The sequence below is a fragment of the Ruminiclostridium hungatei genome, from assembly GCF_002051585.1.
In the GTDB taxonomy this organism is placed as follows: domain Bacteria; phylum Bacillota; class Clostridia; order Acetivibrionales; family DSM-1351; genus Ruminiclostridium; species Ruminiclostridium hungatei.
Genome location: NZ_MZGX01000018.1, coordinates 22,435 through 41,017, shown reverse-complemented (window position 1 = coordinate 41,017; position 18,583 = coordinate 22,435). Strand labels below are relative to the sequence as shown.

Genomic DNA, 18,583 nt, shown 5'->3' with positions numbered 1-18,583 from the left:
CCTATTGTCTGAGTAAGCTTTTTGTATTAAAGTTCGGCGAAAGTCTGCCTGCCGCACCCAATTACTGCCTTGGTCAAGGTAAGCTGCCGGAGCCGGCAAAAATACAAAATTCATAAATTTACTGAGGAGGTATTTTAACATGAAAAGGGTTTTAGCGTACTTACTTGTTTTGGTTATTGTGTTTACCGCTTTGCCAATTTCCTTTGTCAACGCTGCCACAGGCGGCTACTACAGCACAGGCACCTACAGGAACATATTCGTCGAGACAGGCAGGACAGAAGCTCAGGTGCAAGACAAACTCAACACCATGTTTGACAAGTTCTTTAAGGGAGACACCAATAATCAGAGGCTGTTTTATGAGTCGGGAACCGACGAGGCCTACATAAGAGACACAGGAAACAACGATGTGCGTTCGGAAGGTATGTCCTACGCCATGATGATATGTGTCCAGATGGATAAAAAGAAGGAATTCGACATGCTTTGGAAATGGTCCAGAAACCATATGTATCAAAGCTCAGGGCAGTATAAGGGTTTCTTTGCATGGCAATGCAACTACAGTGGCGGCATAATGGATACTACTCCTGCATCTGACGGAGACGAGTACTTTGCTATGGCGCTTCTTTTCGCAGCACGCAGATGGGGTAACGGAACAGGAATATACAATTACGAAGCGGAAGCCCAGGTAATACTGGATGCCATGCTCCATCAGGCAGATGACGGAGTGGGAGTAAACATGTTTGACAAGACACAGAATCAGGTGGTCTTCTGTCCAAACGGCGGTTCGGCTACCTTCACAGACCCGTCCTATCATTTGCCTGCATTCTATGAATTGTGGGCATTATGGGCCAAGAACCAGAACGACAGAACTACCTGGAGCAAGATAGCAGCAACAAGCAGGGAATTTTTCAAGAAGTCAACAAATTCAACCACCGGCTTGAATCCTGACTATGCTAATTTTGACGGTACTCCAAAAGACGTATCCTGGAGCTCGGGACATGCCGACTTCAGATATGATGCCTGGAGAGTCGCTTCAAATGTTTGTGTGGACTATGCCTGGTGGCAGAAGGATGCCTGGGCCTCAACAACCTTTGCACCAAAGATTCAGAGCTTCTTCAAAAAAGAAGGTGTAAGCACTCATGGCAGCAACTACACTCTGGCAGGGTCAAAGCTCAACAGTGACCATTCCCCGGGATTAGTTGCCATGAACGCGGTTACAGCCATGGCTTCCGACGCGGCAACTGCAAAGCCCTTTGTGGACGAATTATGGAATACGGCTGTTCCTTCAGGACAATACCGCTATTACGACGGAATGCTTTATATGCTTGGAATGCTTCATTTAAGCGGCAACTTCAAGATATGGGGCGCAGTACCCACGGTTATGTGCGGTGATGTTAACCAGGATAATGTTATTGATGCTCTGGACAGTGCAGTGTTAAAATCTTACCTGCTTGGAAAGATAACTACTCTGCCAAGCATGCAGGCAGCGGACACAAACGCTGACAGTTCAGTGGATGCTATTGATTTTGCCATACTTCAGCAGTATCTTTTAGGTAAAATAACTACTTTGCCTTACGGCAACTGATAGAAGCCCACTGAAGTAAAAATACATAATATTTTCCATATTATATATTTTTCGAGGATATTTATACCATTGATTTTGGCACCTGGCAGTAGAAAAGCGGTAAAAGTTGTAGAATATTGCGAAACAGGATAAAACCCGAATATATTATGTGTTAAAAATTACCTATGAAAAAGCCCCTTGAATCTAATTCAATGGGCTTTTTAAAAAATCAGTTAAATCCTGACAATGATTTTTCAGCATTGTCACAAAGTCAATTCGGAGGCTTTGGCCTCAATCCCAGACTATTTTAAAAGGGAGAGATTATTATGTGGGAAAACAGAGCACTACTCTGGAAAAAGTTTTTGCGTACTGTAGCCATACTGCTGGTGACTTCAATGCTTGTATCGGTAATATTTTTTCAGCAGGCAGTTGAGGCGGCGTCTGAACCAAGAACTGGCGGTTCCTATTACAATTATGGCGAAGTATTGCAAAAGTCAATTCTTTTTTATAAGGCTAACCGTCTTGGAGACTTACCCGATGATTACATTTTACCCTATAGGGGAGATGCCGCAATGACAGACGGGCAGGATGTGGGCCTTGACCTGACAGGAGGCTGGGCAGATGCAGGAGACGGAATAAAATTTACCCATCCCATGTCATATGCTGCGGGCCAGTTGGGCTGGGCAGTATACGAATACCGCCAGGCATTTGAAAAGTCAGGGCAGTTGGACGATATTCTGGACGAAATCAAATGGGCTACGGATTTCTTCATAAAGGCGCACCCCAGCCCCGATGTCCTATACTACATGTGCGGGTATGAGGAATCCGACCATTCTGTTTGGATACCTCATGAACTTCTGGACTACAGAACAAAAAGAACCTCCTTTAAGGTTGATGCATCCACTCCGGGTTCTGATGTGGCGGGACAGGCTGCCGCCGCGCTGGCTATAGCATCCTTGATTTTTGAGCCCACCGACCCGCAGTATGCAGCAACCTGCTTGACTCATGCAAAACAACTGTTTAAATTTGCCGATACTTACAGAGGAAAAAATCCTCTTAAAACTTTATACCCTTCGGGAAGTTATGTGGATGACCTGGCATGGGGTGCAATCTGGCTCTATATAAAAACCAAGGATGCCTCTTATCTGGATAAGGCCAAGTCGGTGCTGCCTGCCAAGTCGCTGGGCGGTCAGCACACTCACTGCTGGGACGATGTAAGCTATGGAGCGGCATTAAAAATTGCACAGGTTACACATGATGCGGAATATACCGCAATGGTTGAAAAAAATCTGGACACCTGGATGCCTGGAGGAGGTATCACCTATACTCCGGGAGGCCTGGCCTGGCTTTCACAGTGGGGTTCTTTGCGTTATGCCTCTACTGCTGCGTTTCTGGCCTTTGTGTGGTCTGATGACCAGACAGTGGGAACTGCCTCAAAAAAGGCAGCCTACCACAAGTTTGCAGAGAGTCAAATCAATTACGCACTTGGAGATAATCCCCGGGGCGGCAGCTATGTGGTGGGATTCGGCAAGAATGCACCCGAGCACCCCCACCATCGAACAGCCCATGGTTCCTGGACCAGCATGCTGTCCGTACCTTCCTTCCACAGGCATATTCTGTATGGTGCACTGGTAGGAGGCCCCACTTCAAATGATAGCTGGAAGGACGACATTTCGGACTACACCTTGAATGAGGTGGCTACGGACTACAATGCAGGGTTTGTAGGCGCCCTTGCAAAAATGTATGATATGTATGGCGGAAATCCGCTGGAAAATTGGCCTAAGCCTGAGGATTTCAGAGCAAAGGAGGACAACCTTACAGAATATTTTGTGAGAGGCTGGATAATATACGAGGGCTATGGAACTCTGAACCTTATGTTCCAAATCAATAATCGTTCAGCCTGGCCTGCCGCCATGAAGGACAAGCTTTCGGCACGGTACTACATGGACCTCACGGAAGTTTTTGAGTCAGGGCATAAGGTTGAGGATGTGGAAATAACACTTGGACAGAATCAGGGAGCCAAGCTTTATGGCTTGAAGCAGTACAAGGACAACATTTATTACTTTACAGTGGACTTTACAGGTACGCAGCTTATGCCTGCCGAATGGGAACTGTGTGAAAAGGATGCAAATGTGTCCATAAAGTACAAGGACAACTGCGGCTCTAATGAAAATGACTGGTCATACAAGAACCTGACAGGTCCTCCGGACTACGACGCAGTTTCTTTTGCTGGCAAAACCCCATATATTCCCATATACGACAACGGTGTACTTTTGTGGGGAGAAGAACCTCTTAAAAATGAGCCGGACTTTACCTACGGGGATATAAATGATGACGGCAGCATAGATACAATAGATTTTGCCCTGCTGAAACAGATATTGATGGGGAATTCTCCGGCAAATGTCAATATGCAGGCAGCGGATGTCAAGGCAGACGGGGATATAAATGCCTTGGATTATGCGGTACTGAAGAGCTATCTGCTGAAAATCGTGGATAAATTGCCTCAATAGCAGTAAGAAAGAAAACTCCTGCCAATGCTATGCTCCCCTTAGAGTAGACACCTGAAATGAAAAAAATCCAGGACTATACTAGGGGGAGATTTTCTTTTCCGGCCCAGTGCCGGGTTTTCATATTGCTACCTTTCGGGTGGTGTGATAATATAAAAGTGATATGTTACAAAATATTACAAATAAGTATTGTTTGCTAAAATCCGACACTAAGAAATGAGGCGATAATAATGTTATTTATATTCGGCTGGGGTCATCAAACGGTTAAAAACCATGGTCCTGTGGGTGTTTACCACTGCGAGCATTGCAATAATGACAAGTATTGGACACTGTACAGCAGAAGAACCTGGTTTACACTCTTCTTTATTCCCGTCATTCCATACAAGACTGAAAACATGCTGTTATGTCCCATATGCAATCATGGAGTAAAGCTTGACGCTTTAAAATTCAACGAATTAAGACAAGTGGCACAGTGCAATATGGATTTGATAAATAAAAAAATCACACAGGAACAGCATGGACAAATTCTTGCAGGTATAGCCTCCTCAACCGGCAAAAGCCCCAATGAAGGAGATAATTTTGCGGGTAAAACCGAGACTCAGATTAATTACATAAATCAAATGAAAGAGCTAGAAAAACAGAAGGGCTAGCAGCAGCTCAAATGTGAAAAGAACAGTAAAAGGAGTGCCGGCATGTATAGTTCAGGTATTAAACACCACTATACTCTGGCACTCACTTTTAACTGTTCTTATTTTTTCAGCTTATAATATTAATTCACGGGGAGAGTTTTTATATCACCCAGCAAATACTTCTTAAGCATGGCCAGGTCAATAGCATCCACGCTGCCATCAATATTCACATCAGCAAGCCTGAGACCGTCCTTTGAAGGGAAGGTGCTTATCTGGCGTGTAAGATATTGTTTTACAAGTGCAAAGTCAATGGCATCAACTGCCTTGTCATCATTAACATCACCATACAAGCCGGCATTGATTTCTCCCACAAAAGTGGTGATTGAATTTCCAGCCAGGCTGGCTGTGAAGCTTGAGCCGCTTACAGCTATTTTTGAACCTTCTGCCAGATTCTGGGTTGCAGAGGTTGTATATGGTGTCACAGATGCAGGGGAGAACCCATCCAGGGTATATGTAAGGGATTGATTGGTTGAACTGTCATTCATGGCAACTATGGCGAATTTACCGGTAGCCGGGTCTTTGTAAGCAGTTACATAAACACCTGATACAGGGTTCGCCGTAGCGGAAATTCTCTGCCAGCCGGGTCTTATAAACCTTGAATATTGTCCGATTGTATAAAGCCTCTTGGCAACTTTATAGGTTTTTGCATTCATGTCCATTTGTATGAGGCCTTCTCCGTTATATGTCTTATAGCAGGCACCCCACCAGTAATTCCACGCATTTCCCTGGGTTATGGTCATGAAATCATATATTTGCTTTGACCATTTCAGGCCATCTGTAATTGTTATATCGTTGCCGTTCATATCAGATATTTCTGTTTGCCAGATACCCTTCCCTTTAGCTTTAGTGGTGGGGAAGGTGGCATAGGAAGAGCCATAATTATGACAACCTACAATATCTGTCCTGGTAACAGCCACAGCATCATTCAGACAGTCTATGGCGAGAGACTCGGAACAGGTCATTTTTTCACCCATAATTACTTTGGCAGTTATGCCCTCACGGTCAAAGGTAGGCACCAGAGCATCTTTCATAAATGCTTTAAATTGAGCTCCTGTCCAGGTACACGAAGAATAGGCGGTTGTCAGGTCAGGTTCATTTGAAATGCCTATATGGGTTATTTCAATGCCAAACTTGGATTTGTAGTTTTTAATATGTTCAGCAAGATAGGTGGCATAGGCCTGATATTTATCTGCCTTGACCGACCCGCCTGCAACTGAACCGTTGGTCTTCATCCACGCCGGCGGACTCCATACCGAGTATTGGATGTTTTTGATTCCGTATGCTGCCTGGATGGCCCTTATCATAGGTATTTGATCATCGTTGGATTCACTCCAGTCCCAGGTGGTCTCAGACGGCTGCATGGTTTTGTTGGGGCCGTCTGTGGCATTTCCCCAGGTCCCGCCGTCACCGAGAATGGAACGAAAGATGGAAAAACCTGCTCCTTGGGTTGTAGAGAAAAGCAGATCATATATTTCCTTTTGTTTGGTTTCACCTAAAAGGGCGATATTGTTAGATTGATGAAAGGCTTCAGATACACCAAAGCCATCAATTGATTGATAGACAGTATTCCAGCCCACCGTAACCGTAGATGCTGCAAAAAGCTGCTGAGGCAAAGCTAGAGACAATAGAATCATTAATGCAATCGCTATACAAGTTAAGCGATTAAATCTTTTCATACCATAATCCTCCTATTTCGGTATTTTTGTTGTAAAAGACGAACCTTGAGATTAGCAGGATATTGATTTTTTTCAATATCACTTTTCTTTTGTTTTGCCTGCCCATATCAGGGCAGCTTTATCCTGTGTATTTTCAGTGCAAAAGACGGCTTTCCTCCTTTTAAAATATTTAGGTTTTTAGGACACCTATAAACCACAAACTATAAACCCTGGGATTCTGTATAAGGGCTTTGAAATAAACCGTGAAAATGAGAACGAAACTATTGCCTTGAGATATGTATTTAGTCCGATAACTGCCAAAAAATATGCTAAAAGAGCATAATTTGATATATTGCGAAATAGATTTACAGTCTTTTAATATTATACCATATATTGACATTGATTTTAAAGGCAAAAATATTGCTTTTTGAGAAAGTATCAGATAGTTCTTAGATAGTACTCAGATGGTCCTCAGAAGATACAGGAACAGCGAGCTTTACAAAAATAATTATTTCAGAAATTGGCCGGTTTTCCCCATCTTATAGGCCAGCAGTATAATGTCCTTTTCCTGGGAGGTCATATTCCTGTCATACATCTTTTCAAATTGCTCTATTATCCCCTGGGTGTCAATGGTTCTCCTTGGACTTCTGGCCGGTCTGGTCCTCACGGCTGCAGGGTCATATATTTCCGCCTTCATGAAATTATTATGGATTTTTTTAAGTATCTCACCTGTATAATACGCATCATAAAAGGCATTGTGAAAGCTGTGTTCAACAGGGATTCCCAATGCGCGGACTGCGTATTCAAGTCTTAGCTGGGTTTTGACCGGGTAGTGCAGATACATTGAGGCATAGGGCTGCAGGTTTATATATTTTTTTGACAGGTGCCTGCTGCTTAAATGGTGATATTCCACACTCCTGTACAATTGCTTCATATCACTTGAGCCCCATGCACAAAAAACTGAATCTTCACCGCCTGCAAATTCGCAAAACTCCCTGTATATTTCAGGGAAAAGTTGCTCCGACAGGAGCTGTTCTGCTGTGATTCCCGTGAGTTCAGCAACAAATGGATTTATTTTTTCATATAAATCCGGCTTTACATATCTGTTAAAGGCAGCCACTGTATTAAAGCCTGAGTCCAGCTTGAGAGCACCTATCTGTATTATTTCAAACGGTAACTGCAAACCCGGGGCCGGGCGGCTCTTTACGGAGGAGGGCTCCTGATTCAGTTCCAGGTCAAATACAATATAATCCATATAAACTCCTGAGTTTTGACATATGCCTGTTATATACAAACTTTTATTAGAATTATATAATGAAAAGGCACTTGTTAAAAGGGGTGGCAAGTGTAATCATGCACTGGGCTTTTGACAGTCAAAAGCTGTACGTGAATATATTGTTTTTGCAAACTGGAGTATAATATATAACTGATAGAAAATTTACTATACAGCCGGGCGCAGAATGAAAAATTGACAAGCGGCAGAGGGAGACATTTCAATGAATAACATGAACTTGACCATGTTGACGGATTTTTATGAAATAACTATGGCAAACGGCTATTTTCAAAATGGCTGGAAGGATAAAACGGCATACTTCGATATGTTTTTCAGAAAGGTTCCCGATAATGGCGGCTTTGCTATAATGGCGGGCGTGGAGCAGGTAATACAATATCTTAAAAATCTGGCATTTGACAAAGACGATATAGAGTATTTAAGAAGCCGGAAGCAGTTTGGTGAGGATTTTTTGGAGTACCTGAAAAATTTTAAATTCAACTGTGACGTCTGGGCGGTTCCCGAAGGCACTCCCATATTTCCGAATGAGCCGGTGGTAATTGTAAGGGGTCCTGTAATTGAAGCGCAGTTTATTGAGACCATGGTTTTGCTGACCATCAATCACCAGAGTCTTATTGCCACCAAAGCAAACAGGATTGTGAGAGCGGCACAGGGGCGGGAGGTCATGGAGTTTGGCTCAAGGAGGGCGCAGGGTTATGACGGTGCCATATACGGAGCCAGAGCAGCATATATCGGAGGCTGCATCGGAACAGCCTGCACCATTGCGGAAAAAGAGTTTGCCATACCTGCCATAGGTACCATGGCCCATAGCTGGATACAGATGTTCAACAGTGAACTGGAGGCCTTCTGCCTGTATGCCAGGACTTACCCGGATAACTGTACACTTCTGGTGGACACCTATAATACCCTTAAGTCAGGTGTACCAAATGCAATAAGGGCCTTCCGGGAAGAAATAGTCCCCAAGGGCTTCAGGCCCAAGGCCATCAGGATAGATTCCGGTGATATTACTTATCTGTCCAAGGCTGCCAGAAAAATGCTGGATGAAGCCGGCTTTCAGGATTGCAGGATTGTAGCTTCAAATTCTCTGGATGAATTTATTATCAGGGATATTTTGTCCCAAGGTGCGGAGGTGGATTTGTTCGGCGTTGGTGAAAGACTTATTACTTCCAGGTCAGAGCCGGTTTTTGGAGGAGTCTACAAGCTTGTGGCAGTTGAAGAGGAGGGAAGGCTCATACCCAAAATCAAGCTGAGTGAAAATGTGGGAAAGGTCACAAACCCAGGGTTCAAGCAGGTTTACAGGTTGTATGACCGGGTCAGCAACAAGGCCATAGCCGATGTATTGACTCTGAACGACGAGGCTATAGATGAAAACCGGCCTTACGAAATATTTGATCCGGAATATACCTGGAAAAGAAAAACCTTGACGGGTTTCAGAGCGCAAAAGCTTTTGGTGCCCATATTTGAAAAGGGCAAATGCGTTTATGAAAGTCCCAGTACCCAACAGATAAAGGAATTTTGCAGGGCACAGGTGGATACTATCTGGGATGAAGTCAAAAGATTTGAAAATCCCCACAAATATTATGTGGATTTATCAAAAAAGCTGTGGGATATTAAACAGGGACTGCTGCAGGACTATTCTGTAAAATAGCAGTCTCGGCTGCTGCGTTTCAGGTTTTACATAACAGCACAGGCACAGTTGCGGAAATAATGGGAGCATATGGGCAAACTTCGAGACAACAGGTTTGTTGATATGCTTTTTTTATTTAAATATATGAAAAAATATGGTATAAAAGGATGTATAAACAAAAATCATGTATAAATTTTATTAAAACCGGGGTATGAAATGAAAAAGATATTAGTCGTGGATGATGAACCATCACTTAGAGATTTGATGGAATTAGTCTTAAAACGTGAAAAATATGAAGTGGCCGCGGCTGTGGACGGAAAGTCTGCCTTGTCCCTTGTCCATGAGTTCAAACCTGATTTAATCCTGCTGGATATTATGCTGCCTGATATGAGCGGACATGAGGTGTGCAAGCAACTAAGCGCTGACAGGAGGATTCCCACTATCATGTTAACTGCCAGGCATGAGACCATAGATAAGGTGCTGAGCCTTGAGCTCGGGGCTGACGACTATGTAACGAAGCCCTTTGAGATAATGGAGCTGCTGGCCAGGATAAAAGCTCTGCTCAGACGGTCCGCCAAGGAGGATGAAGCGGAAATAATCTGCCATCAGGATTTAAAAATAGATATGGCAAACATGACTGTTTTAAAGGGAGACAGGGAAATCAGCCTGACGGCCAAGGAGTACCAGCTACTGGAGCTGATGGCGAGAAATGTAAAGAAGACCTTCAGCAGGGATGAACTTCTTCAGAAGGTTTGGGGCTACGACTACATGGGAGACAGCCGGGTGGTAGATATATGCATAGCCAGGCTCAGGAAGAAGATTGAGGATGACAGCAGTGACCCCGTACATATTGTAACAGTCTTTGGATTGGGATACCGCTTTGCGGGTCAGAGCTGAGGCTTTTACGGTTATTTTTACGAAACCAATGCCGTGTAAAAGGTGGAGGGAAAAATGAAATTCAGTACCAGAATGGTTTTATATTATTCCATGACATCCGTGGTGGTGCTGCTTATAGTTGGAGCAGTGGTAATAAAAAGCATTGAGACCTATTGGATAAACAAGGTGGATCAGCAACTTGCAGCACAGGATACAATGGTTCAGGATTATATAAATCAGGTGTTCCTTTTTGAGAAAAACAGTACAAAGGAGCTAAATGAACAAAATGCAAAAATGGTGTCTGCCAATCTCAGCTCGGGAGTGGGACAGCTTTTGATTTACGACAGGGATTTGCGGCTGCTCAGTGGCCTGGTTGACATATTTGAGCATCCTGATTTCCGCATGGATGCCTTTCAGAAGGAGGTCCTGCTGCCTGCGCAAAAGGGCGATACCGTAAACTACATACAGAATAATATCTATTACTATGCCTCACCGGCAAAAATAGACGGCAGGAATTCAGGGATAATTGTAATAAGCTATAAGCTCGATCTTCTGAATCTCATACTGAACAAGGCCATTGTAATCCTGTGCATGGGGGCGGCGATATTCTGCCTTGTGATTCTGATATTGAGCATATTAATATCCCGCAGATTGTCAGTGCCCATTAAAAGGCTTGTAATTACCACGGGAAAGTATGCAAAACGTGATTTTGAGCTGGTGGAAATATCCCGCAATGATGAGCTTGGGCAATTGGGCAGGAGCATAAACGATATGGGTATGCAGCTTAAGGACCATATTGACAGGCAGAAGCAGTTTGTTTCAAATGTATCCCATGAGCTCTGTACGCCACTGGCGGCTATAAAAGGATATACTGAGTACCTGGCTGATGAGGTCATGGGAGACCCGGGCCTTGACAAGGTTATTTTCCACCTGGATAATGAGACCTCCAGACTTACAAACCTGGTCAATGACCTGCTGCAAATGTCCCGGATGGACTCTTTCAATGAAAAGTTTTCCTTTCAAAAGTTGAATTTATCGGACCTTTTGACCGAAACTGCGGAAAAAATGAGAGACAGGGCATCAGGCCATAAGATTGATTTATGCTGCGGGATTGACAGGAATATCCATATCGAGGCGGACAGGGATAAACTTGTACAGGTGCTGGTAAACCTGCTGGACAATGCCATTAAATATTCCCGGGAGAAAACTTCTGTTGAAGTAAGGCTCGCTTCTGATAGTGAATATGCCGTTATAACCGTTGCAGATGGAGGAATAGGCATTCCGGAAGAAGACCTGGACAAGGTCTTTGACCGCTTTTACCGTTCACAAAATGCCTCCGGTATTCCCGGCACAGGCCTTGGACTGTCCATATGCAAAGAAATCATTGAAAGGCATAAGGGCGAAATTTACATATGCAGGACCGAGACAGGAGGCACAGAGGTCAGGGTCTTGCTGCCCCTTTAAGCTTTAAGTCCCTTTTAAGAGGAATAATGTTACAATTTTGATACAACTATGAATTATGAAAGAAATAAGCCCAATATATAATGATATTGACAAGAGAGAAAATCAAGTTAATAAGGGGGCTTTAAAATGAGTGGCTTTAAAATGAGTGGCTTTAAAATGACAGGCTTTAAGATGGCAGGTTTTAAAATGACAGGTTTTACAAGGAGCAGTGCCAGGCGGTGGGGGGCAGGCTTGCTGGCACTTGGATTGGCGGCAGGCATGTTAAGCGGCTGCGGAAATTCCTCGGATAAATCCTCCGCCGGTGTCTCAAGTGCAGCGGACGCATCAGTAAATGTTAAATTCAGTGAGCCGATTAATGGCGCTACAGAAAATGTAATTTCCCTTGACGGCAAAGCTGATACCACCAGAAACTACGGCATGCAGACCTCTCCCCAACCAGATGAGTATAGAGAGGAAGGCCGCCAAAACCAGAGTGCATATTTCAAGGACTATGGTATCAATCCGTTCAACGATACGGGAAATAAGCCTTTATCCACTTTTTCACTTGATGTGGATACAGCTTCCTATACAATCGCCAGAAAGTACATAGAATCCGGTTCACTTCCTCCAAAAGAGGCAATAAGGCCGGAAGAGTTCGTAAACTATTTCAGACGGGACTATCCCTTACCCGCAAAGGACACTTTTTCAATTTATACGGAGCTGGCGCCATCCGCCTTCAACAGAGGCTATCATATACTGGAAGTAGGTGTCCAGGGCAAAAATGTGGCGGCCTCAAATATAAAACCTTCCGCCTTGACTTTTGTCATTGATGTTTCAGGTTCCATGGGTATTGATAACAGGCTGGGACTTGTTAAAAAGAGCCTGAATATATTGGTAGGGCAGATGGGTGAAAGTGATAAAATAGGCATCGTGGTTTATGGCACAAACGGCAGAAAGCTTCTCGAACCCACCTCGGGGGAGGATAAAGACCGGATTTTATCAGCCATTGACAGACTTGAACCGGAAGGCTCCACTAATGCTGCGGAAGGTTTGATACTGGGTTATGACATGGCGTACAGGAATTACAAAAAGGACGGCAATAACCGGATAATTCTATGCACCGATGGTGTGGCCAACCAGGGGATCACCGGTGCAGAAGATATTTTAAAAATGGTGGAGGACTATAAGGCAAAGGGAATAACTCTTACAACACTGGGCTTCGGCATGGATAATTTCAACGACATATTCCTTGAGACGCTGGCAGATAAGGGAGACGGCAATTACGCATATATTGATACGGTGGAAGAAGCCAAAAAGGTATTCATAGACCAGTTGGCCGGCACTCTGGAGGTTATAGCAAAGGATGCAAAGGCTCAGATAGAGTTTGACAAGGGCAGTGTGGAGAGTTACCGGCTGATAGGGTATGAGAATAGAGCGCTGGAAGACAAGGACTTCAGGAATAACACCGTGGATGCCGGTGAAGTTGGCGCCGGACATGCGGTTACGGCATTGTATGAACTAAAGCTCAAGAACAGCCTGGAAGGGCGGATCGGAGTTGTAAAACTCAGGTATAAGAGTCCTGATACAGGTAAAGTTACCGAGATAAGCAAAACCATTGATTCTGCTCAGGTAAAAGACAGCTTTTATAATGCAACTCCACGCTTCAGATTTATTTCCATGGTTGCCCAGTTTGCGGAGATACTGAAGGGAAGTCCCTGGGCAAGCAATACCAGTTTGGAGGATGTTAACGATATCCTTGAGCATGACCTGAAGGACCTGAATTGGAGCAAGGAGGATACCGGGTTTGCCGGCCTTGTAAGGAGCGCTATGGAGCTTAAAGCCAGGTAATGCTCCTTGCGGAGAATAATATGCAGTTTTTATTTTCATATAAGTTCCTTGCCGGTCTGAATTAAAAATTTTATGACCGGCATTGGAACTTTTTCCGTTTATCGGGGTCTAATAGTTTATAAGCATTAACAATAAATTATATGAGGTGATTCCATGACCGTAAAGAAGAAATTAATAACATTGACTGCAGCAGCAATTCTTTCGCTGTCGTTCGCCCTCAGCGGGGCAGAGGCTTCCATACAACTTATGGATTTGCCTGATACCGATGTAAAGGATAAAATAGTTTCACTATATGAGAGAGGTATCGTAGCCGGTACGTCAGACGGAAAATTCTCTCCCATGGCCAGGGTTACAACAGCTCAAACAATACAACTGCTTGTTAATGCCTTTGATTTGAATCTCAATTTTGTCCGTTTTGCCAAGGAGCCTAAAGCAACTGATTATTTTTCAAAGGCTGATGACAGCGCCTGGTATGCAAATGCACTTATCATTGCCTCGGTTAACGGTGTTGAAATCAGTAGAGATATTGACCTGAAGCAGGTCTGGACCAGAGAGCAATTTACAAATACACTTATAACCTTTATGGAAAAGCATTATAATCTTCCAATGCTGAAAATATTGCCGGAGGCTATTGCCGACGAGTCTCAAATAACAGCCGATTACAGCGGAGCCATTCAGCGGGCATTGCTTTACGGGGTTGTAAATCTGGATGAGGAAGGCAACTTTTACCCAAAGGACAGGCTTACACGTGCTGAAGCGGCTGAACAGATCTATAACGCTCTGGAATATTTGCAGTCCAACTTAAAGAAAGTGGTGGATTGAGAATAAAAAATCAAATATTCATACAATCTTCCGGAACTTGGTGGTATAATATTCTGATAGCCAGAATTGCTGGTTGAAAATCTATTATATCCGGAGAAAAGTATGAAACACATAATTAGACTTTTTAAACTTGCCAGGCCATGGACAAAATATCTGGTGGTATCCACAGTTGCACTGTTTATGATTTCAGGCATCAACCTTTTTGCACCGTACATAACCTCAAAAATAATTGCAATAATGGAGAGCGGTGATTACAGCTCCTCCATTAATACTATCGTATTTTTTGCCATGATACTGCTGGGCTGCTTCGCCTTAAGAGCAGTATTCCAGTTCCTGAACAACTATTTTGCGCATGTGGCGTCCTGGAGCCTCGTAGCCCGTTTGCGGGGAGTTTTGTATGACCATTTTCAAAAACTGTCCATGAGCTACTATCATGATAAACAAACCGGCCAGCTTATGTCCAGAGTCGTAAACGACATAAATACCTTTGAAAACCTGATAGCCCATGCTATTCCAGATCTTGTCACAAATATCATCACCCTGGTGGGCGTATTGGTTATCCTGGTTTTTATAAATCCGTTCCTGGCCTTGCTGGTTTGCATACCCATCCCCTTCATTGCTTTCCTGTCTGTAGTGCTTCGCAAAATCAGGAAGTATTTCAAGGTGGGGCAGGCTAAGATTGCCGAATTGAATGCCGTACTTCAGGATAATTTTTCCGGAATGAAGGAAATTCAGGTTTTCAACAAACAGGAGCATGAACTGGGAAAGGTCTCTGAAAAATCCGAGGAACACTCTTCAGCATTGATTAAAGCTCTTTTTTACTCTGGAATTTTGAATCCAGCAGTTAATTTTATATCTTCAATCGGTACTGTCATAGTGCTTATTGCGGGACCATTGCTTGCATTGAAGACAGGCCTGAGCATATCACAGGTAGTTGCCTTTTTGCTGTACCTGAACCTTTTCTATACGCCCATATCAACGCTGACCAGAGTGGTTGAAGATATGCAGCAGGCGCTGGCGGGAGCGGAGAGGGTTTTTGAGGTGCTGGATACCGATCCCGACATAAAGGATAAGCCCCATGCCAAAAAGGTTGGAAAGCTGTCCGGCTCAGTGGAGTTCAAAGATGTCAGTTTTTCTTATAAGGGTAATATCCCCGTGCTGGATGATATAAGCTTCGAGATAAAGGCAGGTCAGATGATTGCCCTGGTAGGTCCCACCGGAGTTGGGAAAACCACGGTTTCTGCCCTGATAGCAAGATTTTATGATCCAAACTCAGGAAAAGTCCTTATGGACGGGATGGATATCCGGGATATGACTTTGGAGTCCTTAAGAAATCAGCTCAGCATTGTTTTGCAGGATGTATTCCTGTTTAACGGAACAATAGCCGAGAACATTGCATACGGCTGCAGCAACACTACTCAGGAGCAGATAGAGGAGGCGGCTGAAACCGCCTGCATACATGAATACATTATGTCTCTGCCGGAAAAGTACCATACTGTTATCGGGGAGAGAGGCGTCCGCCTCAGCGGAGGCCAGAAGCAGAGAATATCCATAGCCAGGTCCGTTCTCAGAAATTCACCTGTGCTTATCCTTGATGAAGCCACCTCCGCAGTAGATACCGAAACCGAAACGGAGATACAGAAGGCAATTAACCAGATAGCCGGAACGAGAACGCTGATTGTTATAGCTCACAGATTATCAACCGTAAAAAGGGCAGACAAAATAATTGTACTGGAGAATGGCAAAATAGCCGAACAGGGACAGCACGAGGAGCTCCTGAAACTAAAGGGAGTATACTCAAACCTCTGCAATATACAGAACCTGATGTAAAAGCCAATACCAATCCTGCAGCTTTTAATTAAGAAACAGTCGTAAAATGGAGAAACCAGTGAATACAGTACAAAAAATAAAAACTCTGCGGAAGCACCCGCTGATTGAATTATTAAAACATAACAAGGGAAATCCAAGGACCCTGATTTTAATGGAGCCTCTCTGGGGTATTCCCTATAACTTAATCGCACCTTTTGCCACACTATATATGTACACGCAGGGAATAACGGACGTTCAAATCGGACTGATTCTGTCGGTTGCTATGTTTGTTCAGGTGTTTTTTTCCTTCTTTGGTGGTATAATCACCGATAAGCTGGGGCGCAAATTTACAACCATGATGGGTGATTTCTTTGGCTGGGGTGTTGCTTGCCTCATATGGGCCATTTCGGGTAACTTTTGGCTCTTTTTAATTGCAGTCTTATTTAACAGCTTTGAGCAGATTAACCAGACGGCATGGTATTGTTTATTGATTGAGGATGCAGATTCCAAGGATTTATTAGGAATATATACCTGGGCGAACATAGGCGGTCTGGTTGCAATATTTTTTGCACCAATTTCTGGAGTCTTGATAAATTCTTTTACCGTGGTCCCGGTTGTCCGTGTTTTATATCTGGTTTTCGCTGTGAATATGCTGATTAAGGTGATTATTACTTTGCGGCATTGCGATGAAACCCGGCAAGGAAAGATTCGTATGGCCGAGACGAAAGATACCACTGTTCTACAGATGTTATATGAATACAAGGATCTGATACCCAAAGTGCTGATGAATAAAGAAATTATGAAAGTGGTTATTGTCTCTGTGATATTACATATAACCAATCTTGTCAGTACCAACTTCTTTAGCTTGTATGTAACACAAAGACTAGGCATAGCAGATCGTTATCTGGCTTTTTTTCCTATTTTGAATGCGGCTGTGATGTTGATTTTCATGATTGGAATACAGCACCGCTTGGAAGCTGTGAAATTCCGGATACCTATGTGGATTGGTCTGGTATTGTATGCCGCGTGCTCGATTCTTCTGATACTGACTCCCATCGGCAGCTTGCCGTTTATTATCCTTTATGTCTTTGTTGCGGCAGTGGCCAGTGCCCTTGTAGTGCCTCGTAAAGATGCCTTGCTCCAGCTAAACATTAATCCGAAGGAGCGGGCCCGTATTAATTCTTTGATTATGTCCTTTACCATTGCTTTTGCCTCACCATTTGGCTACTTTACCGGATGGTTATCAAGTATTGACCGCCGCTTGCCATTTGTATTTACATTTACCATTTTCATCGCAGCAATCATTATCATAGGTCGTATCCGTGATCCCGAATTCGCTGAAGAGCATAGGGACGTGGATAATCCGGTGGTTTGCGGTACAGGTGATTAAACTTAGGCTGTTACAGCAATTTCAGACACATTTCCTTGAACTCATAAAGTGAAGACGGTATTATATAATAAATGGATGGCTAAATAATAAATTTAACTTGTCTTAGAAGAGGTATTAAATGAAAAACCAAGACACAAAAAAGAAAAAAATAATAGATTGTGCAAATCAAATTATTAGATCAGAAGGAATACGTGCTGTTAATGTTACAAATGTGGTTAATGCTTGTAAGATTAGCAAATCAACCTTTTATAAGTATTTTTCATCAACCGAAGATTTAATCTCAAACATTAAACAGGGAGCTGACAATGATGATGAAGCATTTTATTCGATGAGGCAAATGATTATTCAAAAAGCTATAGCTGAATTTTCCAAAAACGCTTTTCATACCATAGATATTGATACAATTGCAAAAGCTGTGGGATTAAAAAGAACTTCGATATACAGCTACTTTAAAAGTAAAGAAGAATTGCTTGAGATAAGTTTTCAAAATGAATTGGAAAATCGAAAAAGATTTAGCAAGTTAATGAAGCAGAGCCCATTTCATCCTGTTGTCTACATAGAAAAAATCCTTCAATATGGTGTGAATTTTTCAACTAGTAAGTACAACAATCTTATGATGCGAAACATCCTATATTATTCAAGTGTAAATGAAAAAATTAAAAAAATATGGGATGAGACATACAGCTGTACTCAAGAAATTATTGAGGAATATTTTGTTCAGGGAAAAAAAGAAGGGGTATTTAGTCAAGATATTGAAACAAAAACTATTTCGCAATTGGTACTTTCATGCTGGCTTGGGATATCTGTGAGCAAACCTGAGCAATATAATGAACTGGGGAAAAAATTTATTGATATGTTCATTATACCAATTACAAATTACAAAGAACGATAACATACTAAAAATATCAAAATAGTAGTAAGTTATCATTGACATGTATTGTTTGGATGTTATCCTGACTTCTGCAGCAAAACGAGATAAAAAATGCCTGTAATCTCTGTGAATAAAGGATTAGCAGGCATTTTCAAAGTTAATATCTAGCTTCTTTCCAACATCTTCAAGTACAT

The 18,583-nt window shown here is 43.0% G+C and carries 13 protein-coding genes; 11 read left to right on the top strand and 2 right to left on the bottom strand.

All coding sequences use genetic code 11. From position 1 onward, the window contains the following. Positions 1-139: 139 nt before the first annotated feature. The 3 genes from CLHUN_RS13500 to CLHUN_RS13490 all read left to right on the top strand — a co-directional run bounded on the left by CLHUN_RS13500 (position 140) and on the right by CLHUN_RS13490 (position 4,718). The gene (locus CLHUN_RS13500) at positions 140-1,582 is read left to right on the top strand and encodes a glycosyl hydrolase family 8 (RefSeq protein ID WP_080065161.1); all 1,443 of its coding nucleotides are present in this window, start codon (positions 140-142) and stop codon (positions 1,580-1,582) included. 305 nt (positions 1,583-1,887) lie between these two features. After that, positions 1,888-4,071 (top strand): glycoside hydrolase family 9 protein, encoded by a 2,184-nt coding sequence (locus CLHUN_RS13495; RefSeq protein ID WP_080065160.1) that lies wholly within the window; start codon positions 1,888-1,890, stop codon positions 4,069-4,071. A 227-nt stretch (positions 4,072-4,298) separates the two neighbouring features. Next, positions 4,299-4,718 carry a zinc-ribbon domain-containing protein gene (locus CLHUN_RS13490; RefSeq protein WP_080065159.1) on the top strand — a complete coding sequence of 140 codons (420 nt, stop codon included), beginning with the start codon at positions 4,299-4,301 and terminating at the stop codon, positions 4,716-4,718. Positions 4,719-4,837: 119 nt separating this feature from the next. On the opposite strand, the gene CLHUN_RS13485 is transcribed toward CLHUN_RS13490, so the two are convergent. Both CLHUN_RS13485 and CLHUN_RS13480 read right to left on the bottom strand, forming a co-directional pair. Then, positions 4,838-6,433, bottom strand: a complete 1,596-nt coding sequence (locus tag CLHUN_RS13485; RefSeq protein WP_080065158.1) for a dockerin type I domain-containing protein — start codon at positions 6,431-6,433, stop codon at positions 4,838-4,840. Between the two features lie 487 nt (positions 6,434-6,920). Beyond that, a complete protein-coding gene (locus CLHUN_RS13480; protein WP_080065157.1) occupies positions 6,921-7,667 on the bottom strand; it encodes a 3'-5' exonuclease in 747 nt (248 codons plus the stop codon). A 241-nt stretch (positions 7,668-7,908) separates the two neighbouring features. Here CLHUN_RS13480 and CLHUN_RS13475 point away from each other — a divergent pair, with 241 nt between their 5' ends. The 8 genes from CLHUN_RS13475 to CLHUN_RS13440 all read left to right on the top strand — a co-directional run bounded on the left by CLHUN_RS13475 (position 7,909) and on the right by CLHUN_RS13440 (position 18,410). Beyond that, entirely contained in the window at positions 7,909-9,351 is a 1,443-nt protein-coding gene (locus CLHUN_RS13475; RefSeq protein WP_080065156.1) for a nicotinate phosphoribosyltransferase, read from the top strand. 195 nt (positions 9,352-9,546) lie between these two features. Continuing rightward, positions 9,547-10,227: a response regulator transcription factor gene (locus CLHUN_RS13470; protein WP_080065155.1), complete on the top strand. Its 681-nt coding sequence runs from the start codon at positions 9,547-9,549 to the stop codon at positions 10,225-10,227. Between the two features lie 54 nt (positions 10,228-10,281). Then, positions 10,282-11,670, top strand: a complete 1,389-nt coding sequence (locus tag CLHUN_RS13465; protein WP_080065154.1) for a sensor histidine kinase — start codon at positions 10,282-10,284, stop codon at positions 11,668-11,670. A gap of 126 nt (positions 11,671-11,796) precedes the next feature. Further along, complete coding sequence (locus CLHUN_RS13460; protein ID WP_242656517.1) at positions 11,797-13,497, top strand: vWA domain-containing protein; 1,701 nt, start codon at positions 11,797-11,799, stop codon at positions 13,495-13,497. A 153-nt stretch (positions 13,498-13,650) separates the two neighbouring features. Then, positions 13,651-14,319 carry an S-layer homology domain-containing protein gene (locus CLHUN_RS13455; protein ID WP_080065153.1) on the top strand — a complete coding sequence of 223 codons (669 nt, stop codon included), beginning with the start codon at positions 13,651-13,653 and terminating at the stop codon, positions 14,317-14,319. 102 nt (positions 14,320-14,421) lie between these two features. Further along, positions 14,422-16,149, top strand: coding sequence for an ABC transporter ATP-binding protein (locus CLHUN_RS13450; protein ID WP_080065152.1), 1,728 nt, complete (start codon positions 14,422-14,424; stop codon positions 16,147-16,149). Between the two features lie 58 nt (positions 16,150-16,207). Then, complete coding sequence (locus CLHUN_RS13445; protein WP_080065151.1) at positions 16,208-17,518, top strand: MFS transporter; 1,311 nt, start codon at positions 16,208-16,210, stop codon at positions 17,516-17,518. Between the two features lie 118 nt (positions 17,519-17,636). Continuing rightward, positions 17,637-18,410, top strand: a complete 774-nt coding sequence (locus CLHUN_RS13440) for a TetR/AcrR family transcriptional regulator (RefSeq protein ID WP_080065150.1) — start codon at positions 17,637-17,639, stop codon at positions 18,408-18,410. The last annotated feature ends 173 nt before the right edge of the window (positions 18,411-18,583 follow it).

What these genes read in the sequence shown, in the direction of transcription:
- CLHUN_RS13500 (WP_080065161.1), top strand. Translation starts at nt 140, where the DNA reads ATGAAAAGGGTTTTAGCGTACTTACTTGTTTTGGTTATTGTGTTTACC.
- CLHUN_RS13495 (WP_080065160.1), top strand. Translation starts at nt 1,888, where the DNA reads ATGTGGGAAAACAGAGCACTACTCTGGAAAAAGTTTTTGCGTACTGTA.
- CLHUN_RS13490 (WP_080065159.1), top strand. Translation starts at nt 4,299, where the DNA reads ATGTTATTTATATTCGGCTGGGGTCATCAAACGGTTAAAAACCATGGT.
- CLHUN_RS13485 (WP_080065158.1), bottom strand. Translation starts at nt 6,433, where the DNA reads ATGAAAAGATTTAATCGCTTAACTTGTATAGCGATTGCATTAATGATT.
- CLHUN_RS13480 (WP_080065157.1), bottom strand. Translation starts at nt 7,667, where the DNA reads ATGGATTATATTGTATTTGACCTGGAACTGAATCAGGAGCCCTCCTCC.
- CLHUN_RS13475 (WP_080065156.1), top strand. Translation starts at nt 7,909, where the DNA reads ATGAATAACATGAACTTGACCATGTTGACGGATTTTTATGAAATAACT.
- CLHUN_RS13470 (WP_080065155.1), top strand. Translation starts at nt 9,547, where the DNA reads ATGAAAAAGATATTAGTCGTGGATGATGAACCATCACTTAGAGATTTG.
- CLHUN_RS13465 (WP_080065154.1), top strand. Translation starts at nt 10,282, where the DNA reads ATGAAATTCAGTACCAGAATGGTTTTATATTATTCCATGACATCCGTG.
- CLHUN_RS13460 (WP_242656517.1), top strand. Translation starts at nt 11,797, where the DNA reads ATGAGTGGCTTTAAAATGAGTGGCTTTAAAATGACAGGCTTTAAGATG.
- CLHUN_RS13455 (WP_080065153.1), top strand. Translation starts at nt 13,651, where the DNA reads ATGACCGTAAAGAAGAAATTAATAACATTGACTGCAGCAGCAATTCTT.
- CLHUN_RS13450 (WP_080065152.1), top strand. Translation starts at nt 14,422, where the DNA reads ATGAAACACATAATTAGACTTTTTAAACTTGCCAGGCCATGGACAAAA.
- CLHUN_RS13440 (WP_080065150.1), top strand. Translation starts at nt 17,637, where the DNA reads ATGAAAAACCAAGACACAAAAAAGAAAAAAATAATAGATTGTGCAAAT.